The 23,538-nt window shown below is 69.1% G+C and carries 21 protein-coding genes; 4 read left to right on the top strand and 17 right to left on the bottom strand.

Annotated features, from left to right (window positions below; translation table 11 throughout):
- The first annotated feature begins 18 nt into the window (after nucleotides 1–18).
- The gene (gene hemN / locus Q7P21_RS03260) at nucleotides 19–1,404 is read left to right on the top strand and encodes an oxygen-independent coproporphyrinogen III oxidase (RefSeq protein ID WP_304175714.1); all 1,386 of its coding nucleotides are present in this window, start codon (nucleotides 19–21) and stop codon (nucleotides 1,402–1,404) included.
- 22 nt (nucleotides 1,405–1,426) lie between these two features.
- Here the strand turns inward: hemN and Q7P21_RS03265 are convergent, their stop codons facing one another.
- The 14 genes from Q7P21_RS03265 to Q7P21_RS03330 form a co-directional block, all read right to left on the bottom strand.
- Nucleotides 1,427–1,831, bottom strand: coding sequence for a response regulator (locus Q7P21_RS03265; RefSeq protein WP_304166699.1), 405 nt, complete (start codon nucleotides 1,829–1,831; stop codon nucleotides 1,427–1,429).
- A 72-nt stretch (nucleotides 1,832–1,903) separates the two neighbouring features.
- Complete coding sequence (fixJ, locus tag Q7P21_RS03270) at nucleotides 1,904–2,506, bottom strand: response regulator FixJ (RefSeq protein ID WP_304166702.1); 603 nt, start codon at nucleotides 2,504–2,506, stop codon at nucleotides 1,904–1,906.
- Nucleotides 2,499–4,007: a PAS domain S-box protein gene (locus tag Q7P21_RS03275; RefSeq protein WP_304175716.1), complete on the bottom strand. Its 1,509-nt coding sequence runs from the start codon at nucleotides 4,005–4,007 to the stop codon at nucleotides 2,499–2,501. The genes fixJ and Q7P21_RS03275 overlap by 8 nt, the downstream gene beginning before the upstream one ends.
- Before the next feature lie 54 nt (nucleotides 4,008–4,061).
- Nucleotides 4,062–4,886, bottom strand: coding sequence for a universal stress protein (locus Q7P21_RS03280; RefSeq protein WP_304166704.1), 825 nt, complete (start codon nucleotides 4,884–4,886; stop codon nucleotides 4,062–4,064).
- A gap of 27 nt (nucleotides 4,887–4,913) precedes the next feature.
- Nucleotides 4,914–5,594: a helix-turn-helix domain-containing protein gene (locus tag Q7P21_RS03285; protein WP_304166706.1), complete on the bottom strand. Its 681-nt coding sequence runs from the start codon at nucleotides 5,592–5,594 to the stop codon at nucleotides 4,914–4,916.
- A 169-nt stretch (nucleotides 5,595–5,763) separates the two neighbouring features.
- Nucleotides 5,764–7,806, bottom strand: a complete 2,043-nt coding sequence (gene mdoH / locus Q7P21_RS03290; protein WP_304166708.1) for a glucans biosynthesis glucosyltransferase MdoH — start codon at nucleotides 7,804–7,806, stop codon at nucleotides 5,764–5,766.
- Nucleotides 7,803–9,221, bottom strand: coding sequence for a glucan biosynthesis protein (locus tag Q7P21_RS03295; RefSeq protein WP_304175718.1), 1,419 nt, complete (start codon nucleotides 9,219–9,221; stop codon nucleotides 7,803–7,805). Before Q7P21_RS03295 ends, mdoH begins: the two co-directional genes overlap by 4 nt.
- Before the next feature lie 376 nt (nucleotides 9,222–9,597).
- Entirely contained in the window at nucleotides 9,598–10,281 is a 684-nt protein-coding gene (locus tag Q7P21_RS03300; protein ID WP_304175721.1) for a DUF998 domain-containing protein, read from the bottom strand.
- Nucleotides 10,278–11,471, bottom strand: coding sequence for an acyltransferase (locus Q7P21_RS03305; protein WP_304175724.1), 1,194 nt, complete (start codon nucleotides 11,469–11,471; stop codon nucleotides 10,278–10,280). Before Q7P21_RS03305 ends, Q7P21_RS03300 begins: the two co-directional genes overlap by 4 nt.
- A 315-nt stretch (nucleotides 11,472–11,786) precedes the next feature.
- Nucleotides 11,787–13,094, bottom strand: a complete 1,308-nt coding sequence (locus Q7P21_RS03310; RefSeq protein ID WP_304175727.1) for a DUF2272 domain-containing protein — start codon at nucleotides 13,092–13,094, stop codon at nucleotides 11,787–11,789.
- Nucleotides 13,091–14,341, bottom strand: a complete 1,251-nt coding sequence (locus Q7P21_RS03315) for a hypothetical protein (RefSeq protein ID WP_304166721.1) — start codon at nucleotides 14,339–14,341, stop codon at nucleotides 13,091–13,093. Before Q7P21_RS03315 ends, Q7P21_RS03310 begins: the two co-directional genes overlap by 4 nt.
- Nucleotides 14,342–14,412: 71 nt before the next feature.
- Entirely contained in the window at nucleotides 14,413–15,006 is a 594-nt protein-coding gene (locus Q7P21_RS03320; RefSeq protein ID WP_304166725.1) for a DUF3501 family protein, read from the bottom strand.
- Between the two features lie 15 nt (nucleotides 15,007–15,021).
- Nucleotides 15,022–16,383 (bottom strand): heterodisulfide reductase-related iron-sulfur binding cluster, encoded by a 1,362-nt coding sequence (locus Q7P21_RS03325; protein WP_304175729.1) that lies wholly within the window; start codon nucleotides 16,381–16,383, stop codon nucleotides 15,022–15,024.
- Between the two features lie 78 nt (nucleotides 16,384–16,461).
- On the bottom strand, nucleotides 16,462–16,878 hold the full coding sequence (locus tag Q7P21_RS03330; protein ID WP_304166730.1) for a rubrerythrin family protein: 417 nt from the start codon (nucleotides 16,876–16,878) through the stop codon (nucleotides 16,462–16,464).
- 140 nt (nucleotides 16,879–17,018) lie between these two features.
- On the opposite strand from Q7P21_RS03330, the gene Q7P21_RS03335 reads away from it, so the two are divergent.
- Entirely contained in the window at nucleotides 17,019–18,065 is a 1,047-nt protein-coding gene (locus tag Q7P21_RS03335) for an aromatic ring-hydroxylating dioxygenase subunit alpha (RefSeq protein ID WP_304175731.1), read from the top strand.
- Nucleotides 18,066–18,068: 3 nt separating this feature from the next.
- Entirely contained in the window at nucleotides 18,069–19,373 is a 1,305-nt protein-coding gene (locus Q7P21_RS03340; RefSeq protein ID WP_304166735.1) for an amino acid permease, read from the top strand.
- Here the strand turns inward: Q7P21_RS03340 and Q7P21_RS03345 are convergent.
- The 3 genes from Q7P21_RS03345 to epmA form a co-directional block, all read right to left on the bottom strand.
- Nucleotides 19,361–20,401, bottom strand: coding sequence for a lysine-2,3-aminomutase-like protein (locus tag Q7P21_RS03345; RefSeq protein ID WP_304175733.1), 1,041 nt, complete (start codon nucleotides 20,399–20,401; stop codon nucleotides 19,361–19,363). The genes Q7P21_RS03340 and Q7P21_RS03345 overlap by 13 nt on opposite strands.
- The gene (locus Q7P21_RS03350; RefSeq protein WP_304175735.1) at nucleotides 20,398–21,585 is read right to left on the bottom strand and encodes a hypothetical protein; all 1,188 of its coding nucleotides are present in this window, start codon (nucleotides 21,583–21,585) and stop codon (nucleotides 20,398–20,400) included. Before Q7P21_RS03350 ends, Q7P21_RS03345 begins: the two co-directional genes overlap by 4 nt.
- A gap of 126 nt (nucleotides 21,586–21,711) precedes the next feature.
- Complete coding sequence (epmA, locus tag Q7P21_RS03355; RefSeq protein WP_304175740.1) at nucleotides 21,712–22,773, bottom strand: EF-P lysine aminoacylase EpmA; 1,062 nt, start codon at nucleotides 22,771–22,773, stop codon at nucleotides 21,712–21,714.
- A gap of 143 nt (nucleotides 22,774–22,916) precedes the next feature.
- Here epmA and efp point away from each other — a divergent pair, with 143 nt between their 5' ends.
- Nucleotides 22,917–23,483, top strand: coding sequence for an elongation factor P (efp, locus tag Q7P21_RS03360; RefSeq protein ID WP_304175737.1), 567 nt, complete (start codon nucleotides 22,917–22,919; stop codon nucleotides 23,481–23,483).
- The last annotated feature ends 55 nt before the right edge of the window (nucleotides 23,484–23,538 follow it).

A 23,538-nucleotide genomic window follows, 5' to 3' on the forward strand; every position in this document is an offset into this window, starting at 1 on the left:
CATTGATGGAGGACACCCGTGTACGCCGCGCATCCGCTCGAGGTCAGCCGCCCTGACCTGATGGCCCTGGTCGACAAGTATGACGGCCGCGCGCCGCGCTATACGAGCTATCCCACCGCCGTGCAGTTCAAGCCTGAGGTCGACGCGGGCGCCTATCGCCGGTGGCTCGCGGCCCTGGATCCGGCCGAGGCGGTCTCGCTCTACGCCCACATCCCCTTCTGTTCGCGGCTGTGCTGGTTCTGCGGCTGCAGCACCCGGGCGGTGAACCGCCACGAGCCGGTGAGCGAATATGTCGCCCTGCTGGCCCGGGAGATCGGGCTGGTGACGCCGTCCCTGCCGGGACGGCTGCGCGCCAAGGCCCTGCACCTGGGCGGCGGCACGCCCAACATGATGTCGCCGGCCGACATGGACCTGCTGTTCGCCGCCCTGCGCGAGGCCTTCGATTTCGATCCGGGCGCCGAGATCGCCGCCGAGTTGGACCCCGCCTCCCTGACGCAGGCCTGGGTGAAGGCCGCCGCCGGCCATGGCCTGAACCGCGCCAGCCTGGGGGTGCAGAGCCTGTCGCCCAAGGTGCAGGCGGCGGTGAACCGGCGCGAGAGCTTCGAGGAAGTGGCCCAGTGTGTCGGCTGGCTGCGCGACGCGGGCGTGGGCTCGGTCAATATCGACCTGATGTACGGCCTGCCGCACCAGACCACGACCAACATGCTGGAGACCGTGGAGCGGGTGGCCGGCCTGCGCCCCGAGCGCCTGGCTCTGTTCGGCTACGCCCATGTGCCGTGGATGAAGGCCCACCAGCAGCTGATCGACGAAGCCGCCCTGCCGGGCCCCGTCGATCGTCTGGACCAGAGCGAGGCCGCCGCTGACCATCTGATCGCCCAGGGCTATGTCCGCATCGGCCTGGACCATTTCGCCCTGCCGGATGACGAGCTGGCCGTGGCCCTGAAGGCGGGCCGGCTGAACCGCAATTTCCAGGGCTACACCACCGACGACGCCGGCGCCCTGCTGGGCTTCGGGGCCTCGGCCATTGGCGTCCTGCCCCAGGGCTATGTGCAGAACACCGCCCAGGAGCTCGGCTGGCGCGCCGCGGTGGCCAAGGGCGAGCTTCCCACCGTCCGGGGCGTGGCGGTGACCCCTGACGACCGGTTCCGGGGCGAGATCATCGCGCGACTGATGTGCGATCTGCGGGTCGACCTCGCTGCGGTCTGCGCCCGCCAGGGCCGGTCACTGGATGACTTGGCCGGCGAACGGGCCCGACTGAAGGACTTCGCGGCCGACGACCTGGTCCGGCTGGAGGGGGCGGTGGTGCAGGTGACGGACCTGGGCCGGCTGCTGGTCCGCTCGGTCTGCGCGGTGTTCGACGCCTATTTCGCGCCGGAGGCCGGGCGGCATTCCAAGGCCATCTGATCGCCCCGGGATTTCCGCCTGGTCAGCCGCCGATCGCCTGGACGATGTGGGCCGTGAGGGCGTCGCCCAGCAGGGGCTTTTCCACGATCCTCGCGCCGCTGGCCTGGGCGGCCTCGCGCACGCCGGCCGGAGGATGGCTGGTGATCAGCAGGGCGGGCAGGGTCACGCCCCGGGCGCGCAGCTGGCGCAGGGTCTCCACCCCGGTCATCCCGGGCAGGTTCTGGTCCAGGACCAGGCAGGCCCCGGTGAGGGGCAGGCTGGCGATCCGCAGCAGGGCCTCGCCGCTGTCCAGCGCCGTCACGTCGAATCCCTCCAGGTCCAGGGAGAACTCCAGCGCCATGCGCAGGGCCACGTCGTCGTCAACCAGCACCACCTGCGGACGCTGAGGCGCGGCGGACAGCGAAGGGGAAGCGAGGCGTGCGGACATTCGCCGTCACCCTGGGGGTCCGGGTGTGGGGCGGCCTTGATTCAGCGCAATTCGCCGAACGACGGTGTGAGATCAGAGCCCGGCGACCATGGCCATGCGGACCAGGTCGGAGACGGCGTTGGCCCGGGTCTTGGTCATGACATTGGCCCGATAGACCTCGACGGTGCGGGGGCTGATTCCCAGGTCGAAGGCGATCACCTTGTTGGGCTTGCCGGCCACCACGCCGCGCAGGACGTCCTTCTCGCGCGGTGACAGCTGGTCGAGGATCTCGCCGATCCGGCGTGCCTCTGAATCCTGCCTCTGGCTGGCGACCATGCCGTCCAGGGCGCGGCGCAGGGTGGCCAGCAGAGTGTCGTCGCTGAACGGCTTTTCCAGGAAATCGCAGACCCCGGCCTTCATGGCCTCGACGGCCAGGGGCACGTCGCCATGGCCGGTGATGACGATGATCGGCAAGGTCACGCCCCGGGCCTTGAGCTCGGCGACCAGTTCCAGGCCGTTCATCTCGGGCATGCGGATGTCGGTCACCACGCAACCGGGCTCCGCCTCGGCGGCGATGGCCAGGAATTCCGCCGCCGATGCATAGGTGCGGACCGCGAGGCCCGACGCCTCGAGCAGGAAGCTCAGCGAATCGCGCATCGCCTCATCGTCATCAATGACATGCACCACGTCATTCATCGCCGGCCGGTTCCTCCTTGGGCACGGCGCGCAGGGTAAAACGGAACAGGGCGCCGCCGCCAGGGTTGGGTTCGACCCAGATCCGGCCGCCATGGGCCTCGACGATGGTCCGGCAGATCGACAGCCCGACCCCCATGCCCGTGCTCTTGGTGGTAATGAAGGGTTGGAACAGCTTGTCGGCCACCTCGGGGCTGATGCCCGGGCCGCTGTCGGCCACCGACACCTCGGCCATGTCGTCGGGCAGGGCGCGGGTGGCGATCACCAGGGTGCGCGTCGGGCTGTCCAGCATGGCGTCGATCGAATTGCGCATCAGGTTCAGCACCACCTGCTGAATCTGCACCTTGTCGGCCAGGACATCGCCGAGCTCGGGGTCGAGCTGGAAAGTCAGGCGGACGCCGAACTCCTTGGCCCCGACCATGGCCAGGGCTCCGGCCTCCTCGATCAGCTTTTGCAGGTTCTCGATCCGACGCTCGGCCTCGCCCTTGGAGACGAAGTCGCGCAGGCGGCGGATGATCTCTCCGGCCCGCAGGGCCTGGTCGCTGGCGCTGATCAGGGCGCCCCTGATCTTGGCCCTGTCCGGCTCGGGCGCCTCCAGTAGCCGCACCGAGCCCTTCATATAGTTGGCGATAGCCGAGAGCGGCTGGTTCAGCTCATGGGCCAGGGCCGAGGCCATCTCGCCCATGGAGGTCAGGCGCGAGACGTGGACCAGCTCGGACTGCATGTCCTGCAGCCGGCGCTCGGTGGCCTGGCGCTCGGAGAGGTCGCGGACGAAGCCGGTGAAATAGCGGTGCGCACCGGAGCGCATCTCGCCCACCGCCAGCTCCATGGGGAAGGTCGAGCCATCCTTGCGCTCGCCCACCACCACCCGGCCGATGCCGATGATCCGCCGCTCGCCGGTGGCCAGATAGCGGCCGAGGAAGCCGTCATGGGCGTTGCGATAGGGGTTGGGCATCAGCATCGAGACGTTGCGGCCGACCACCTCCTCGGCCTGCCAGCCGAACAGGCGCTCGGCGGCGGCGCTGAAGGAGAACATCCGCCCATGCTCGTCGATGACGATCATGCCGTCGGGCACGGTGTCGAGGATGGACTGGAGGTGGGCCTCGCGCTCCTCCAGATTCCGCAGGCCCTCGGCCCGGGCCCGGGCGGCGGCCTGGGTGCGCCAGCCGCCATAGGCGATGGCCGGGCCCAGGACCAGGAAGAAGCCGGCGTCGATCATGTTGACGGGGTCGCGCACCAGGTCCGCGCCGCTGAACGCCAGGGCGCCCAGCAGGCTGAGCAGGGTGGCCAGCAGGGCCGGGCCCGCGCCGCCCACCAGGGCCGAGGCCAGGACGGCCGGAACGAACAGCAGGAAGGCCGGCCGGTCATGGAAGACCGGCTCCAGGATCAGTCTCAGGCCGAGGAACAGGACCGTGGCCGCTGTCGCCAGCACATAGGGCGGCAGGCGGCGCAGGGTGCGGGCCAGGCCGGCGTCGGTTGACTTGCTGCGCGTGCCCTCGAACATGGAACCATCCGGTAGGCGGGCGGCGGCGCCGTGGCAAGCGGCGCCCGCCAGGGCCTAGTGGCTCAGCAGGACGAAACGCTCGGGACGGCGCAACAGGGCGCGGGTCACCCCGCCCATCGCCCATTCGTTGAAGCGGTTGTGGCCATAGGCCCCGGCGACGATCAGGTCGGCGTCGATCGCCTGGGCTTCGATATTGAGCTCGTCGCAGACCCGATCGTCGTCATTGGCCCGGACCTTGGCGCGGGCGGTGACCCCGTGGCGACCCAGCTGGGCGACCACCTCCTCGGTGCGGAAGGCCGCGCCCTCGGCGGCGTCGGCGCCGCAGATCTCATAGACCACCACCTCCTCGGCCCGCTTCAGCAGGGGCAGGGAATCGGTGAGCGCGCGGCGGGCCTCGCGGGTGTCCTTCCAGGCCAGCACGATCCGGCGGCCGGACAGGCGTCCGCCAGATGGCGGGGCGACCAGCACCGGCCGACCGGCGCGGATCACCAGCTCGCCGTTGTCGACGGCGGAATAGAGGTCGACATTGTCCAGCGGCGCGCCGCCGGTGACGATCAGGTCGCAGCCCCGGGCGGCGCCGGCCATGGCCCGGGTGGGCAGGTCGAGGACGCCCCGCCAGGCGCCGGGCAGGTCCTCTGCGGCCTTGGCGAACAGGGCCTGGGCGGCGGTGAGCCGGCGGTCGAGCTCCTGCTGCATCACCCCCATCCACTCGGCCTGGAGCATGCCCGTGGGGTCGCTGACCCCCAGGGCGGGCGGCGCCTCGGCGGACAGACCGAACAGCTGGGCGCCCAGGTCGCGGGCCAGGGCGGCGGCGGTCTCGAGGCGGGGGGCCTCATCGACCCCGGGCTGAACGTGGACCAGAAGCGAAGCATAGGTCATGACCGGGCCTCCTGAGCGAAACAGAAATCAGTCGGCCAGGCGGGCCAGGGCGTCGTGATTGCGAATGCGGAACTGGCGGCAGCCGGAGAATTCGACGATCGAGGAGCCCTGCAGCTGGGAGAGCATGCGCGACACCGTCTCGATGGTCAGGCCCAGATAGTCGGCCATGTCCTGGCGGCACATGGGCATGTCGACCATGTCGCTGCCACGGCGCTCGGCGAGCTCGGCCAGGAAGCTGGCGACCTTCTCGCAGGCGGTCTTGCGGCCCAGCAGCAGCAGGTGTTCCTGGGTGCGCTGCAGCTCGCGCAGGGTGGCGGTGAAGATCAGGCGATCGAGTTCCGGAGCCGCGCCGGCCGCCTTCAGGGCGGAGCGCTTGAGAACCAGGATCACGCCGTCGCAGAGCGCCTCGGCGGAGAAGCGATGCTCCGGGCCGGCCTCCAGGCCGAACAGGTCGCCGGGATAGTAGAAGTCGCCGATCTGGCGGCGGCCGTCGCTCATCACCCGCGAGGTGCGGATGGCGCCGGAGACCACGCGATAGATCAGGTCGGCGTCCTCGTCCTGGCCATAGACTTCCTCGTCCTTGGCGAAGGCCATGCGCACGCCCATCCGGTCGAGCAGATCGACGGCGTCGGAACCGGTGACGCTGGCGGTCGGGCGGCCGGGAGCATTGTAACGGGAGCGGGCTTCGATCGCGTAGGACAGGGACATGGCCGGGACCTCCTTGGCTATGGAGGTATGGCTAAGGCGCAGGGCGCCCAGGCGGTATCCGGGTTGTTCCCCTACGTGTTTGTACCTAGGCGGCTTTCGAGGGCCAAAGCATTGATCTTGAGCAAGTCGGGCGCGCCCTGGAGTGGTGTTTCACGCCCCAGGATCGGCATCAGGCCCCCGCGTGGGCGCTCGCTGCGGCGCGGACGCCGGTCTCCGCCAGGTCCCGCGAGGCGATGACCGCCAGTTCCGGCGCGTGGGCCGGGGCCGGCAGGCTGATCAGGTCGTCGTCGTGAGGGCCTGAGAAGCTCACCGTGATCGGGATGAAGCGCTGGCGCAGGGGGCGATGGCGGCGAACGGTCACCGGCGGCGCGCCGAGCTCTTCAGGGGTCAGCAGGAAGCCAGCCTGGCGCACGGCCTGGCCGGCGTCGCGGCGCGAGGTGAGCATGGCCAGGGCCGGCGCCAGCAGCAGCGGCGCGACGATCGGGGTGAAGAACAGGGCCAGGTCCGGTCGCGCCAGCAGGGCGGCGGCGAACACGGTCCCGGCGCGCAGCTCCCAGCGGTGGTCGCGGCAGGCCTCGGCCCAGGTCAGGCGGCTGGCGCAGCGCTGCTGGGTGGTCCAGCCGGCATCCTTGCCGCAGAGGATTTCCAGCACCATGCGGGTGTGGCTGACCATCATGATCGGCGCGTGGATGGTCGACATGGCGGTTTCCAGCGCCGCGCCCTTGACGATGCTGGCGCCGCCGCCAAAGGCCCGGCGCTCGTCGGGACGCAGCATGACCAGCAAGGCGCCAAGCAGCTTGGGACCGAACAGCAGTGTGGTGGTCAGGGCCATCATCCAGATCAGCGCCAGGTCGTCATGGCGCGGGATGGTGATGGTCCGCCAGCCGTGCAGGGTCGAGATTTCCTCGAGCTTGGGCTGGGTCTGGAACTGGATGATCAGGCCGGTCAGCAGGGACAGGAACCAGAGGGGCGAGGCGAGATAGGCCATGCAGCCCATGACCATCTGCACCCGGCTGACCCAGTGCAGGCCCGGCGAGAAGATCAGCTGCAGGTGCTGCAGATTGCCCTGGGCCCAGCGGCGATCACGGCTCATGAAATTCTGCAGGGAGGGCGGGGTCTCCTCGAAGCTGCCGCCCAGGGCGGCGGTCACATGGACGCCCCAGCCGGCGCGCCGCAGCAGCGAGGCCTCGACCACGTCATGGCTGAGGATGTGGCCGCCGAAGGGCTTCACCCCCGGCAGGATCGGCAGGCCGCAGGATTCGGCGAAGGCGCGGACGCGGATGATCGCGTTGTGGCCCCAGTAGCTGGACTCGGCCCCCGTCCACCAGGACAGGCCGGCCGCAGCGACTCGGCCGTACATGCGCACGCCATACTGCTGGACGCGGGCATAGAGGGTCTCGCCGTGGATGATGGCCGGGGTGGTCTGGATCAGGCCGATGCCGGGCTTGCGCTCCATGGCGTCGACTAGGTGCAGGATGGTCTCGCCCGACATCATGGAGTCGGCGTCCAGGATCAGCATGTGGGCATAGGCGCCGCCATGGTTCTGGACCCAGTCGGCGATGTTGCCGGCCTTGCGCTCGGTGTTCTTGTCGCGCCGGCGGTAATAGGCGCGGCTGCGCGCGGTCAGGCGGAAGGACTGGAACGCCTGCCACTCGTCCTCGGCGATCGGGGCCTTGGTCGTGTCTGACAACAGGAAGATGTCGAAGGCGCCCGAGGCGTCGAGCTCGGCCAGGGAATGGTCGATCCGCGCCAGGCGCGCGAAGGAGGCTTCGGCGTCCTCGTTGTAGAGCGGCATCAGGAGCGCAGTGCGCACCTTGGGCCGGCGCGCCACCGGGCGGAATTCCATCTCGTCGGCGCCGCCCTTGGTGAGCAGCAGTATGATCCCGGCCATGGCGCTGACGAACCAGCAGGAGATCGGGAAGATCAGGGCGGCGAACAGGCTGAGCGCCAGCACTTCAAGCCCCGTGAAGCCGTCTTCCGAATAGAGCCGGGCGGGCGTCATGAAGGCCAGGCCCGACAGCATCAGGGCGGCGGTGAAGAAGATGGTCCGGCGCAGGACGATATTGTCCGGCGAGGTCGAAGGCGTGGTCTCGGCGCCGGGGTCGGCGAAGGACTGGCGCGGCATGTCGAGGCCGGCCTGGGCGGGCATCCAGCGACGCGCCTCGTCCCGAGGGACGGAATAGGCGTCGGCCTTCGCCGCGAGGTTGCTCATGCCGTCCATCGAAACCGCCATGTTTCTGAAAGATCGCCAACGTCGCCGGTGAGACGCAGTTGAAGCTCCGCCGGACCCGAGGGCGGCGGGGTGAATTGGAAGCTCGCCCGAACGGCGCCGGCCTTGGGCAGGGCGTCCAGGGTCACGGGAGACAACTGGCCCGCCGAGGTCTGGGCCGCAGCGGCCAGGCCGCCGGCCTGGGTGGGCAGGTCGGTGAAGTCGATGGTGAACAGCCGTCCGCCGGAGCCGGTGGCGGTGCGGCCTGCGCGCGCCAGGCCCGTCTCGACCGGCGGCGACCATCCCCAGTGCAGACGATAGCGCACCTGGACCGGACGCCCCGCGCTCCAGGCCTCTGCCGGACGCCAGAAGGCGGCGATATTGTCGGTGGTGTCGAGGGCGGTGGGGATTTCCACCAGGTGCACGGCGCCGCGACCCCAGTCGCCGAGCGGCTCGACCCACAGGCTGGGGCGGCGCTCATAATGGTCGCGGTTGTCGGAATAGTCGCCGAAGTCGCGGGCCCGCTGGACCAGGCCGAAGCCCCGGGGCGCCACATCCTCGAAGGTCGAGATCTGCAATTGGCGCGGATTGGTCAGGGGCCGCCAGATGCGCCGGCCTTCGCCGGTGAGAATCTCCAGCCCGTCGGAATCGTGCACCGCCTCGCGCGGGTCATCGACCCCGGCGCGGTCGGCGGCGCCGAACAGGAACATGCTCGACTGGGCGCCCAGGCCGCCCTCGGTGATGGTCCGGCGCGGATAGAGGGTCGCCTCGACATCGAAGACGGTGGCGTCGCCCGGCGTGATCACGAACCGGTAGGCGCCCGTCAGGCTGGGGCCGTCCAGCAGGGCGTGGACCACGGCGAAGCCGGAATGGGCGGCCGGCCGCTCGATCCAGAAGGCGCGGAACCCGGGGAATTCCTCGTCGCGGTTCCCGCAGCCGACGGCCACGCCGCGCGCCGACAGACCATAGCCCTGGTCGCGGCCCAGGCTGCGGAAATAGCTGGCGCCCTGGAACACCGCGATCTCGTCGAACTTGTGCGGATCATTGATCGGATTCTGCAGGCGGAAGCCCGAATAGCCGGCCACGGCGGCCAGGGCCGGGGCGAGGTCAGACGGGGCGTCGAACGCCTGGACGTCGAAGGCGATCGGGGTCGCCTGACCGTCCGCGACCTCATAGAGGCTGACCGGCGCGGGATAGATGTAGGCGCAGGGGAAGTATTCGCCGCGGAAGGCCAGGCCGGCGTCGGCCCATAACGCGCGCTCGCGGCGGAAGGCGATCCGGCGATAGGCGTCATAGTCGAGATTGCCCGAGGAGGCCGGCGTCGCAGCGGCATAGGGCGCACGCGACAGGGACTCGGCGAGGGTCTGAATCTGATCCGGATGGAAGGCCAGGCTGGCTGACGTGGCGGCGCGCGCCATCCCGGGCGCAACCATGCCCACCGCCAAACCCGTCAGTGCGTCACGCCGCGAAATGGCCAAGGTTTTCGAACGCCGGTTGTCTAGAAGGCGCCCGCCACGGGGTCCTGAGGTCGCTCACTTGCGCCCCCCAGCACACCGTCCACGCCCTGATCACGGATATGTTATGCTGCAATGCACCGGTCACAAGCAAGCCCCTTGATTATTCGCTTGTGAGCATACGTTTTTCGCCTGGGCGCCGATTTTTCAGCCGCCCGAACTTGCCGACGCTCGCCGTTTGGCTTTGGCTTTGATTGTCATCACGAAATTGAGAGGTCGGCCTCGACGGCGCGTCAGAACGGCGCCAGGGTGCGCGCCGCTCGACCCCAGAAAAAATCTGTCAAGTCACGGCCGCGACATCCGCCGCCTGGGCCAGGCTCATGAGGCGGCGTTCCAGCACATAGGCTGCGATCCCGGTCCAGCCGACCAGGACCAGGGCGAAAGCCCGCTCCCACCAGCCGACATTGCTCATATTCACCAGGTCCGGCAGGACGATGTGCTTGGTCAGGACGGTGAGCACCGCCATCACCCCGAAGACGATCGCCAGGAAGCGGCGCAGCCGGGCCATGTCCGGCAGCCGCGCCAGCCCCCAGATCAGCAGCAGGGGCGCGAGTTGGATGCCCAGGCCCAGATTGATCGCCAGGTGGCGGGGGTCCGGATAGTGGTAGTAGCTGGAGATGATCATGCCGGCCCCGGCCAGGCCGAAGCTGGCGGTGGTCAGGCCGGATGCGATCCGCGATCCGCCGAGCGCCGCCATGGCCAGGCCAAAGCCGATCCCCGCCGCCATGGCCCCGGCGCCGGACACCGCCACGCCGAGATTGAAGATCCAGGGATGTGGCGCGGTCTGGTTGCCCAGATCGCTGAGATACTGGTGGGTGTTGTCGAAGCCCGGATAGGCGAGGATGGCGACCAGCACTGCGGCGAAGGCCAGTATGGGGGCGGCCATGCCGACCCGCAGCAGGATGCGGCGGCGGCGATAGAGCCGGGCCGTCGCCGTCTGGGCGGGGGTGGGCGGCGCGCTCACGCGGCCTTGGCGGGCCGGGCCGCGGCGGCGGCCTCGACCGTCTGCGCCGCCTTGGCGGGCGCGCGGGGCAGGCGCTTCAGACCCCAGAGGGGCCGGATCGGGCCGATACGGCGGACCAGTTCATAGACCAGCAGGCTGCCGCCCAGGGTGGTGGTGGCCAGTAGAGGGGCTTCGACGTTCACGGGCAGGGCCAGGGGCGCCGCCAGATGGGCGGCGACCACCAATATGGTCTGGTGGGCGAGGTAGCAGGGGAAGACCGCGTCGGTCAGATAGCGCAGCAGCGGGCCGTCGGCGTTGCGGATATGGCGGCTGGCGAAGCCCAGCACCGCGCAGATTGTCGCCCATTGATCGAGGGCGAACATGCTGTTCTGCACCAGGCCGTCGAAGGCCATGCCGCCGGGATTGGCCTCCAGCGCGATCAACAGGGGCAGGGCCAGGGCGGCGGTGATCAAGGCCGGCCAGCGCAGGCGCTCGAAATCAGCCCAGGTCCGATCGCTGAGCGCCAGGGTGAAGCCCAGCAGGAACACCCCGAACGAGATGGCGTGATTGTACCAGTCGGTGGTCAGGTGATTGGACAGGCCATAGGTGGCGAACAGCGACTGGCGCGAGAAGGCCAGATAGGCGACCGGCAGGATCAGCAGGCGCGGGCCGCCCAGCACTACCTCGAAGACCTTCTGGGCGAAGCGCAGTACGGCCGGGTGGACCAGCAGCAGGGCCGCCGCCAGGCTATAGACGCCGATATAGAGCACGAACCACAGATGGTTCAGGGGAATGCCGTCGGCGAAGCCCTGGGGGCTGAACTCGGCCAGCCACCAGGCGAAGAAGTCCTGCCGCCAGCCGAACTTGTCCATGGCCTCGATCCAGGACTGCGGCGGCACCAGCACCAGCACCCCGAACAGGAAGGGCGGGATCAGCCGGGCGGCGCGGGCGCGGATCACCTGCAGCGGGCTCAGGCGGCGGCTCATGAACCGCAGCGCCACGCCGGAAACCAGGAACAGCAGGGTCAGCCGCCAGGGATTGGTGATCAGGGCGCCGTAGCGCAGCCACTCAAAGCTGCGGGCGCTGTGCACGTGCCAGTCCCACGGCGCGTAGTACAGACCCACATGATAGAGGATGAGCAGGCCGAAGGCCGCGACACGGATCCAGTCGATGTCGGCGCGGCGGGTCATGTTCGGGACAGACTTGGACACGGTTTTTCCTATGCGTCGGAAAGCCGTCTGCTGTCCATGTTCGATGCGTTGCAGACTTGAAGCGTTTCGGTCGAGGTCGGCGCCGGAAAAGACGGCGCCCAGGCGCGGGCGCGTGCAAATCCCGGGCGCTCAAGCCGGGGCGGCCGCCCAGAGCGGCGCCCAAGCCCCCCATCAGGTGACGCCAGAGCGGTCTGGGGGTTTTCTGTCCGCAGATGGGGTCCTGTCGGAGGTGACCTTGTCTCCCGCGACGGTCCTCCCTGGTCCCAGCGGCTTCGGCCCCGGCTCGAACAAATCGAGCCGGGGCCGATCGCGTTTTCAGACCCCCTGGGGCGTTGGACTGGGCGGTGTCGGACTGGCAGGCGCCGGGGGCGGCGCGTTCGGGTCCGGGCTGGCCGGATCGCCGTCGTCGACGGGCGGCGCCGCGGCCGGCGCCGGAGCGGCGGCGGGTTCAGAGGCTGGCGGCTCGGGCGGGACGGGCGGCGGCGGCGTTAGCGTCGGTTCAGCAGGCGGCAGTGGCGCGGGCGGTGGGGGTTCGGGCGCCGGTGCGGGCGGCGTCGGGGCAGGTTCCGGGGACGCTGGAACGGGTGTCGGCGTCGGCGCGGGCGGGGCTGGAGCGGCGGGAACCGGGCCAGGCGCGGCGGGCGGGGCCGGGATGGGCGCCGGTTCCGGCGGCGGGGCGACCGGATCGGGGTCCGGCTTCAGGGCCAGGACGGCGATCCAGGCGATGGGCTTGCCGGTGGTGATCGGGCCCCCCGCCAGGGTGCGCTCAGTCTTGGTGACCGTGTCGCCGACATTGCCGCCGATCGAATGCACCACATGCTTGGGCGAACGGGCCACCTGGCTGACGATGTCGCAGTGGGATTCGTAGCCGAAGGCGCCCTTGGCCGCCTCGACCCCGGCCAGCACCTGGCCAAAGTTGCGGATCGGGCTGGAGTTGCGCGAATAGCAGATCACGTCCCCGACCCGGGGTTCGACCCAGCCGGGATCGCAGGGCAGATAGGCATAGGCCTTGCGGCCCAGGCCATAGGCGTCGATCGCCGCCTGGATATAGCCGGCGTGGGCGGGCGCCGGGCGGAACTGCTCGTTGGTCAGCCCCGCCTGTTTCATCACCGAGGAGACGAACACCGCCGACCAGGGCAAGGTCGAGGCGCTGGAGCGCTTGATCGCCCCGGCTATGGCCTTGGCGGTCGGGGCGCCGGCCCCGAACTTGGCGTTGGCCGCCTCAATGTTCTGGCGGGTGTTGGCCTGCAGGACCTCGGGGCCGGAGGGGCCCATCACCACGTCATAGGGGAAGGTCAGCACCCCATCGAAGCCGGTATAGGCCCAGAACTGATAGACCGCGTCCCAGGACAGCGAGCCCGACAGGCCGCCGTCTCCAGTCTTGTCGATCACCGTGTCGACCGCCGTCTCCTTGACCCGCCCATAGCCGAACTTGCCCCATTGGTCGGAGGCCACGCGGGCGATCTCCGCCGACACGGCGGCCGGGGGGCGGGCGCTGGCCGCCATGCAGGCGTCCTTCAGGGCGGCGCGGTCGATGTGATAGCTCGCCGCCTGGGCTTGGGCGGGGGGCAGCTGGGCGGCCGTGGCCAGGGCGGCGGCCAGCATGATGGCGGCGCGGGTCATGGCCTTGCCCCCGCCATGGCGGCGCAGGCCGGCAGGAACACCACCGTGCAGGGCGGGGCATAGGGCTTTTCGGTCAGGCCGACATCCGAGGCCTTGAGCCGGCTGTTGCGGACCCAGGAGCTCGCCTCGACGGGATCGAGCCCCGCCTGACCGACGGCGTCGACCCAATAGACGGCGTCGCGGCCGATCTGAAAGCTGCGGGCGCCGGGCGAGCTGAACGGGGTCTGGTTGGCGATGATCCGCCGCGCCTGCCAGGTCTGCGGGCCCGCCGCCTTCACGAGCGGCAGGAGCTGGGCGGCCAGGGCGTCGCTGAGCGGCGGATAGTCCAGGGAGCGGTCGAGGAAGAAGGCGAAATCCGCTTCGGTCGGGACCAGGCCCGCCTGGGCATAGAGGGCGTAGTAGCGGCCCATGCGCCCGGCCAGATAGCCAGTCGGTCCCAGGAAATAGGCGTCGTAGCCGGCGCGGATCTCGGGATGGGCGGCCAGGCGGGCGAAGATCACCCGGAACTCCTCGCGGCGTTCAGGATCGTCGAACACTGGCTTGAGGATCTTGGCCTGATGGGCGCACCAGTCGGGATCGGTCCGGTCCAGCAGTTGGTCGAGCACGGCGGCTTCGCCCTCGAAGTGCTCGCGCAGGATGGCGGCGGTGGCGGGCTGGGCGGCCAGGGCGGCCAGGGCCTTCTGCAGGGTGCAGCCATGGCCGGCCGTGGCCTTGAACGGCCCCCAGCTCAGAATCGAGTCCGGGTCGGCGCTGGTCCAGCCGGCGCCCCTGTCCCAGTCCCAGATCGTGCGGTCATAGTCCGGCGTCAGGGCGGCGGCGCCGAAGGCCAGCACCTTGGCGCGTTCCAGCGGACTCGGCGACGGCAGGTCCTTGACCAGCCTGCCCCAGAGCTTCTCCGGCAGGGCGTCCGGCGGGACCTTGCGGAACCACCACTTGTGGCAGTCGCGAAGGGCGGCGATCGCGGCGGCGCCGCTGCGGTCCAGGCGATTGGGTGACATGCGCAGGCCTGCGGCGGCGGCCGGATCGGCGTGTTTGCAATGGTCGAGTTCGTCGGCCAGCCCCAGGAACAGCGGCGCGAAGAACCCCCACTTGGAATCCGTCAGCCGCCAGGGATGGGACAGTCCCGCGCTGTCCGCATAGCCAGGCTGCCTGACGAGGATGGGTGGTGCGGCCGCCAGGGCCTCGCCGGCCGCAAACAGGGCCAAGGCCCAGACGAGGATCGCGGCGGCGGCGCTCTTCGCGCGCATATCGGCCTCCCCAAGCTTGGCGAACCGTCGCAGCCGCGTCGGCGCGCGTCAACCTTGGGGTGCGAGGCCCCTCAGCCGAAGTCGCGGGCCAGCTCCGCCCGGGTCGAGGGCGAGAGCACGGCCATGTGGGCATAGGCCTCGTGGTCGCAGCCGACGATCACCGTGGTGGCGGGATCGCGGAACACCGCGACGTTTTCGGGCCTGAGGCCGAAGTGCAGGAAGTGGACAGAGGAGGTCTTGCCGTCCTCGCGGGTGCGCTCGACGTCGTCTTCCGAGACCCCGAAAATCTTGTCGTCGCCGACCTTGAGGTACATCAGGTCCTCGACCCCGCCCAGCCGGGCCAGGGTCTGGGCGCGGCGGATCGGATCCTCGATCTCGAACATCACCGTGGCCACCAGTTCGGTCCCCTGGGGGATCAGCGGGTTGTAGGCGGCCAACTCGTCGGGAACCTGGGCCGCGCCGCCCTTCTCGATCAGCAGCATCTCCTGCACCTGGAACAGCATGGTGTCGTAGCATTCGAAGAAGAAGGTGCAGTGCGGCCCCAGATGGATGCGGCGCAGGCGCTTGATCGGCATCAGGGCGGTGCGGCGCTCCTTGCGGACCTGGGCGAACTCGGCGTCCGGCATCAGGTCGTCCGGGGTGATCTGGCGGAGGGCTGCGGGCATGGCGGACATCTTTTCCTAGAGCGCCCCATAGGCGCGGGCGAAGATCTCGATGGGGTGGGACTGGCGCGGCGAGGTCACGGGGCCGGTCTCGACGGTGAGCATCTGGCCCAGGTGCTTGCAGGCGAGCGGGCAGTCGGAACAGAGCTCGGCCGAGCCCTTCTGCGCCACTTGCTTCGCGGCCGGCTTGCCGACCTTCAGGGCCAATGGACGGGTCTCCTTCATCACCCCGAAGGTGCCGCCGTGACCCGAGCAGCGCTCGACGATCTCGACCTTGGTGTCGGGGATCAGCTTGAGCATCTCGGCGGATTTCGCGCCCATGTTCTGGGCCCGGGCGTGACAGGCGTGGTGCACCGTGACCCCGCCCTCGACCGGCGACAGACCTGGGGCCAGGCCAAAGGTCTTGGAAAGCTCGACCACATATTCGCTGATGTCGCGGGTGGCGGCGGCCAGCCGCAGGACGGCGTGGTTCTGGGGCTCCAGCAGCGGCCATTCGAACTTCATCATCAGGCCACAGCTGGCGGTGAGAGCGACGACCTCATAGCCCTCGTCGATCAGCGGGGCGAAGACCTGTGCGATCCGCTCGGCGCGGCCGGCCACGTCGGCCAGATCGCCCGACTCCAGCTGGGGCATGCCGCAGCATTCCGGATAGACCAGCCTGGCCTCGACCCCCTGCTTCGCCAGCACCTTGGCGGCGGCGAGCGCGGTGTCGGGCTGATTGTAGTCGACGAAGCAGGTCGCATAGAGCGCCACCTTGCGCTGGCCGAAGGCTGGGCCGGCCGGGTCCGGGGCGAAGGGGGTCTTGAGCAGGTCGGTGGCGGTCTTGGAATGGTACTGGGGCAGCTCGGCCTCGGCGTCGATCTCGGCGATGGCCTCGAGCAGCTTGCGCAAGGGGGTGTTCTTGCGGGCGGTGGCCCAGTTGGCGAGGCCGGCGACCGGCTTGGCCAGCTTGCCGTTGCGGTCCGTCAGACCCAGCTGTTCGCGCACGAAGTCCCGTTCCCCGGCCCGGCGCTTGGCGGCGCGGTAGCGCAGGATCAAGTGCGGAATGTCGATGTCGAATTCGTGCGGCGGCACATAGGGGCACTTGGTCAGGAAGCACATGTCGCAGAGGGTGCAGGCCTCATCGACCTTGGCGTAGTCGGCCTTGGCCACGCTATCGAGCTCGCCGGTCTTGCTCTCGTCGATCAGGTCGAAGAGGCGCGGGAAGCTGTCGCACAGATTGAAGCAGCGCCGGCAGGTGTGACAGACGTCGAACTGCCGCTCCATCTCCTGCTCGACGGCGGCGAGGTCGTAATAGGCCTCGTCGCGCCAGGCGATCGGATGGCGGAACGGCGCGTCGAGGCTGCCCTCGCGCGCCGGAGCCTTGGGGCTGTCGGCCACGGTCGTTCTCCGGGATCGTTGCTTCAGAAAACGTCGGCGGCGGGCCCCGCAAAAGTGACGCCCGCCGCCGCCGGAAGGTCAGCCCAGGGTGTCGAGGGCGCGCTGGAAGCGGCCGGCGTGGGACTTCTCGGCCTTGGCCAGGGTCTCGAACCAGTCGGCGATCTCGTCGAAGCCCTCGTCGCGGGCGGTCTTGGCCATGCCGGGATACATGTCGGTGTATTCGTGGGTTTCGCCGGCGATCGAGGCCTTGAGATTGTTCTCGGTGCCGCCGATCGGCAGGCCGGTGGCCGGGTCGCCGACCTCTTCCATGAATTCCAGGTGGCCGTGGGCGTGGCCGGTCTCGCCCTCGGCGGTGGAGCGGAACACGGCGGCGACGTCGTTATAGCCTTCGATGTCGGCCTTCTGGGCGAAATAGAGGTAGCGGCGGTTCGCCTGGCTTTCGCCGGCGAAGGCGTCCTTCAGGTTCTGCAGGGTTTTGCTGGCGGCGAGGCCCATCGTCTTCTCCCATGTTCAGGCCGGGTGGAGTCCTGGCCAATCTAGTGTCGGCGCGCACTATGGCCTCTTCAAAAAATAGACCAAATCGATTTAATTTATGGATTGCATAGACTTGATCTATATCAAGTCGCGCGACCCGGTTGACGGCGGCCACCGCTTCGGCCGAACTGCCGACCATGCAGCTCACCCTCTCCTCACGGCTCTACCGCGACCCCCAGGCCTATGAGCGGGAACGCACCACGGTCTTCGCGGCCGGCTGGCAGTTCCTCGGCCATGACAGCGAGGTCCCGAACCCGGGTGACTATCTGGCCGGCGAGGTCGCGGGCTGGCCGGTGCTGGCGGTGCGCGGGGCGGACGCGACCCTGCGCGGCTTCCACAATGTCTGCCGCCACCGCGCCGGACCCCTGGTCGCCGATGGCCGGGGCAGCTGCGGGACGGAGCTGACCTGCCGCTATCATGGCTGGCGCTATGCCCTGGACGGGCGGCTGCGTTCGGCCGTGGATTTCGGGGCGGCCGAGGGCTTCGACCCGCGCGAATTCGGCCTGCACCCGGTGCGGATCGAGACCTGGCGCGGCTTCGTCTTCGTGAATCTCGACCAAAAGGCCGGGCCGCTCAGCGCGCTGGTCGCGCCGCTGGAGCGGATGTTCGCCGAACGTGGCCTGACGCTCGCCCCGGCCACCCTGCGCCGCAGCCACGACATCGCCTGCAACTGGAAGACCTATGTCGAGAACTACCTCGAGGGCTACCACATCCCGGTGGTCCATCCGGCCCTGGCCGAGGAAGTCGAGACCGACGGCTATCGGGTGCGGATGGACGGCGCGGTGGCGGTCCACGAGGTCCCGACCAAGAGCGGGGTCAATGACGGGCTGTGGGCGTGGCTGTGGCCGAACCTGGCCTTCAACGTCTATCGCTACGGCCTGATGGTCGAGCACATGCGCCCGATCGGCCACGCCAAGACCCGGCTCGACTATCTCTATTTCTACGACCCGGCGATCGCCGACATGGACGCCGTTCTGGCCGCCTCCAACCAGCTGACCGCCGAGGACGTGGAGATCTGCGAGGCCGTGCAGCGCAATCTCGACGCCGGGATCTATGAGACCGGCGTGCTGTCGCCCCGCCATGAGGACGGGGTCGCCTGGTTCCAGACCCAGGTCGCTGAGGCGCTCGCCCCTTCGGCCTCGGCCTAGCCGGTGGCGCAGGAGGGCCGCAAGCTCGGGCTTTGGGCCGCCCTGGTGCTGGTGGCGGGCAATATGATCGGCTCCGGCCTCTATCTGCTGCCCGCGACGCTCGGGGCGGTCGGCTCGATCACGGTCCTCTCTTGGCTCATCGCGGGCGGCGGGGCGCTCGTGCTCGCCCTGGTCTTCGCCTATCTCGGCCTCCTGCGGCCCAAGGCGGACGGGGCCGTGGCCTATGCGAGCGAGGGGCTTGGGCCGGCGCTCGGACACTTCGGCTGGTTCACCTACTGGATCACCTGCTGCTTCGGGACGTCCGGGGTGGCGGTGGCTGCAACAGGTTATCTGAGCTTCTTCTTTCCGGCCCTCAAGGCGACCGGCCCCGGCGTGGCCTCGAGCATCGCGATCATCTGGCTGATGGTGGGCGCCAACTTCATCGGGCCGAAGCTGGTGGCGCGGATCGGGGCGGCGACTTTGCTCGTGGGCCTGATCCCCATCGCCCTGGCCATCGGGGTGGGCTTCGCCAGCTTTCGGCCGGAGATATTCGCCGCGTCCTGGAATGTCAGCGGCCGCTCGGACCTGGACGCGACCCTCACCTCCGTGACCCCGATCTTCTGGGCGTTCCTGGGACTGGAATGCGCGAACATCGTCGCGGCGATCATCGACAATCCCCGCCGCAACCTGCCGCTCGCCGCCGTGGGCGGGGTGGCCCTGGCGCTTGGGGTGTACCTCCTGGCCTCCGTGGCCATCCTGGGCCTCCTGCCCGCCCACACCCTGGCCGCCTCCACCGCCCCCTTTGCGGAGGCCATTCGCGGGGTGGCCGGGGGCCTCACAGCGGCCTTGGTCGCCGCCTGCGCCCTGGCCAAGACCTTCGGCGCCTTAGGGGGCTGGATCCTGGTGGGGGCGGAATCCAACCGCTCCGGCGCGGCCGTGGGCTTCCTGCCGCGATGGACCTCCGACGTGGCGCCGGACAGCCGCATGGCGCGCGACCTGATCCTGGTGGGCCTGATCATGTCGGTGAGCATCTATGCCAGCGCATCGCCGACCCTGGGCAAGCAGTTCGGGGTGCTGATCAATGTCACCGTGGTCATCTCCATGGTGCTCTACCTGCTCTGCTCGCTGGCCCTGGTGAAGATGGCGGCGGAGCTGGAGACGGCGCGCAGTCGGTGGGTCGCCCGGACCGCAGGCGTGCTGGGCGCGCTGTTTTCCGCAGGCGTGATCGCCGTCGCCGATCCGACATTGCGTCTGCCCACCCTGGGGGTGGCGGTGATCAGCTTCGCCTTCTACGGCGTGTCGCGCTGGCGCCGGCTTCAGCCGGCGTAGGGCCGCACGACGCCGTTTGGGTCCTCGACCGCCGTTCCGCCGTCCGCTGCATCCGACAGATAGTCCGGGCCGACCGGCACCTTGCCGTGACCGTCGGGGATATCCAGCACATAGGTCGGCTGGCAGAGGCCGGAATAGCGGCCGCGCAAGGCCCGCATCACCGCCTGGCCCTCGGCGAGCGTCGTGCGCAGGTGGCTGGTGCCGGGCGCCAGGTCGCCCTGGTGCAGGTAGTAGGGCTTGATCCGGGTCTCGACCATGGCCCGCATCAGGGCCCCCAGGGTCTCCGGATCGTCATTGATCCCCTTGAGCAGCACGGTCTGGCCGATCATCGGCACGCCGGCCTCGACGAGCTTCGCACAGGCGGCGCGCGCGGCGGGCGTCAGCTCGCGGGCGTGGTTGGCGTGCAGGGCGACATAGACCGCCTTGCCGGGACAGCGGAGCGCCGCGACCAGCTCGTCGGTCACCGCCTCGGGGTCGACGGCGGGAACCCGGGTGTGGAAGCGCACGACCTTCACATGGTCGATCTGCGCCAGCCGGGCCATCAGCTCGGCGATGCGGCGGGGCGAGAGCACGAAGGGGTCGCCGCCGGTGACGATCAGCTCCCAGATGGCCGGGGTCTGGGCGACATAGGCCAGGGCCGCGTCCAGGGCGGCGGGCGACAGCGGCTTGACCCCGTCCGGCCCGACCATCTCGCGGCGGAAGCAGAACCGGCAATAGACCGCGCAGGTATGGGTGATTTTCAGCAGAGCGCGGTCGGGATAGCGGTGGACGATCCCTTCGACCGGGCTGTGGCTGTCGTCGCCGACCGGATCGGCGGACTCCTCGGGGCGCAGGACCAGCTCCGCTTCATGGGGCAGGAACTGGCGGGCGATGGGGTCGTCAAGGTCCTCGATGAGCTCGGCCATGGAGGGCGTGATGGCCACCGCATACTGCGCCGCCACCCGCTCCAGCGCCGACAGGCGCTCAGGCGCGATCAGGCCGGCGTCGGCCAGGGCCCGGGGGCTGCGAAGGGTCTTGAGCGTGGTCATGGGTTTAAGAACAGCCGAACCGTGTCCGGGTCTGCGTCGTACCGGCACTCGTCAGCCATCCATACGGGCACAGCACGTCGACCGACCAAGGTCGTGACCGCGCTGTTCCGGCAGAGGCTACAGGGCGTGTGTTCATATACGTTCAGGAGTGTGGTCCTGCATTCGTCGGTGGGAACGTCGTTCTTATCGAGCAGGGCAAGAACGGCGAGGCCGAGATCGTGAGCGCGCTCTTCGGACGGCGGCTTATGGAGCAAGGGTTCGATTTTTGCAAAGTCGCCGGGTCGGTAGTTCGCGAGGAGCAAGCGCACGCCCTGGTCGCCCACCTCGAGCCGTTGAAGCGCCTCTTGGCGGACCCGAGGATGCGGAACGCGCCCGAGAATCCCTGCCGTAACCCCAGATGCTCGGGGGACGGGACTGTCGAGCCACTTGAACAGGCGCGTTGGGTCGTCGGGGAAGGGCCGCCCTCTGAAATGCAGAAGGAATTGGACGGCGTTATTCTCGTCGATGCGCTCCAACATTTCTGCGGTAAGCGAGCTCCAATCAGCCTGCGATAGCTTTCGTCTCCAAGCACCCGGTGGGCGTCGTCCGCCGAATATGTCCGATCTTATTGCCGCCAAATCGTAGGCTTCGTCATCCGCCGAAGGTTCGGGTTGTCCTACATCCTCGATAGACGCCATGAGCTCGTCGAGCTGCTGATGATTGGCTCGCAATCCCCTGAGGGTCTGTTCTGAATTCGCCCCGTCCCGCTCGACAAGGGCGTCCAGCATTCCCTGGCCACGCCAGCCTTCAGACTTGAGTCGAGATGCCAATAGCTCAGCGCAATCCAGCAACGCAGCTGCGCCTTCGAGGAGGATCAGGCCCTCCATGCAATCCAGCCGGTCCTCGTCAGATAGGCCCGCGAAAGCCTCACGGAGGGCGCCCCCTTCAAGCTGGGGCAAAGTCCTGACCAGCCGGACCAGCACTGTGAAGATCTGTGGAACGTCTGTGGCCTCATCGGCCGAGGTCAGCGCAGCTTCCAACGCCGCAAAGATAGTTGCCGGGCTGTCGGTGGCTGCGACGAGGCGGGCCAAATAGGCGCTACGCTCGCTCTCGCATTGTCGGTCGAAGGCGAGATTGCTCCGACAAGCGCCAATGAGGTGGTTGCGAAGGTCGTGGCGCCCTGGCGCCTGCAAGAGGAGTTTCATGGCGCGGCCAGACCCCTTCGCTAGAGCTGCCGCGAAGTCCTCGTCCAATGTTGTCATATCGCCTTCAACCACTGCGAGTTGTGTGACGCTAGTGGTGGCTATTCTTCCGCAAAGGTTCGGCCGCGCTTATGGCGTCTCAGCCACAGGAACCCACAGCACCTGATCGATGCGGCTGGCGCCCGTCGCCAGCATCACCAGCCGGTCGAAGCCCAGCGCCGAGCCGCTGGCCGGGGGCATGTGGGCCAGGGCCGCGAGGAAGGCCTCGTCGATCGGATAGGTCTCGCCATAGACCCGCAGCTTCTCGGTCATCTCGGCCTCGAAGCGGCGGCGCTGTTCGGCGGCGTCGGTCAGCTCTCCGAAGGCGTTGGCGAGCTCGACGCCGCAGCCATAGAGCTCGAAGCGCTCGGCCACCCGGGGGTCCGACGGCTTGGGGCGGGCGAGCGCGGCTTCCGCCACCGGATATTCGCACAGGATGGTGGCGCGGCCCTGGCCCAGGAACGGCTCGATCTTCTCGACCAGAACGCGGGAGAAGACGTCGGCCCAGGTGTCGTCCTGCGCCACCCGGATCCCGGCTGCGCGCGCGGCGGCGGCCAGGGCGTCGCGGTCGGTCGAGCCATCGGCGGCGACGGTGGCCAGGAGGTCGATCCCCGCCATGCGGTCGAAGGCTTCGGCCTGCGTCAGGCGCTCGGGCTCGGCGAAGGGGTCCATGGTCAGGTCGCGGAACCGGAAGGTCCTGGTCCCCGCCGTGTCGGCGGCCAGGGCCAGCAGGCCCGCGCAGTCGGCCATCAGGGCCTCGTAGGGTTCGCGGACCCGGTACCATTCCAGCATGGTGAACTCGGGATGGTGCAGGGGGCCGCGCTCGCGATTGCGCCAGACCTTGCCCAGGCTGAAGATCCGCTGCTCGCCGGCCGCCAGCAGGGTCTTGCAGGCGAACTCCGGCGAGGTGTGCAGATAGAGCGGCGAGCGCACGCCATCATGGCCGATCGCCTCGGTGGCGAAGGCGTGCAGATGGGCCTCGTTGCCCGGCGAGACCTGCAGGGCGGCGGTCTCCACCTCCTCGAAATCCCGCGCCGCGAACCAGGTCCGCACGGCGCGGGTGATGCGGTTGCGTGTGGTGAGAAACCCCCGGCGATCGGCGTGGCGCTCGAGGCTCCACCAGGGCGAGGGGGGCGGGGTGTGCAAGGGCAAGGGTTCCGGGGCGGCGGCGGCCTGGGGCCGCAAGGGACGAAGACGACTGGCGATCTCGGCGCGGATCGCTATAGGTGCGCTCAAGATTTACAAGATCGCGCGCTCCTGGAGGGGCGCGCCAAGCTTCGAGGAAGAGAACCTAAGTGAAGGTCGCTGCAAGCTCGCTCCGCAAGGGCGCCGTCGTCGATATGGAAGGCCGGCTCTATGTCGTGCTGACCGCCGAGAACATCCACCCCGGCAAGGGCACCCCGGTGACCCAGCTGAACATGCGCCGCATCTCCGATGGGGTGAAGGTGTCGGAACGCTACCGCACCACCGAGGTGGTCGAGCGCGCCACGGTGGACCAGCGCGAGTACACCTTCCTGTACAAGGACGGGGAAGAGTACCACTTCATGAACCCCGCCAACTTCGACCAGGTGGTGGCGCGCGACGACATCATCGGCGAGCTGGGCGTCTACCTGGCCGACGGCATGACGGTGACCCTGTCGACCTTCGAGGAAAACCCGATCTCGCTGGAACTGCCGGCGCGCGTGACGCTGGAAGTCGTGGAGACCGAGCCGGTGGTCAAGGGGCAGACGGCGTCCGGCTCCTACAAACCCGCCATCCTCAACAACGGCGTGCGCACCATGGTGCCGACCTACATCACCGTGGGCACCCGCATCGTGGTGACGACCGAAGACGGCGCCTTCTACGAGCGCGCCAAGGACTGATCCGCCGACCGAGGTGGAATGAATGAGCGCCGGCGCCGCGAGGCCCGGCGCTTTT

The sequence above is a fragment of the Phenylobacterium aquaticum genome (assembly GCF_947378715.1).
GTDB classification, from domain to species: domain Bacteria; phylum Pseudomonadota; class Alphaproteobacteria; order Caulobacterales; family Caulobacteraceae; genus Phenylobacterium; species Phenylobacterium aquaticum_A.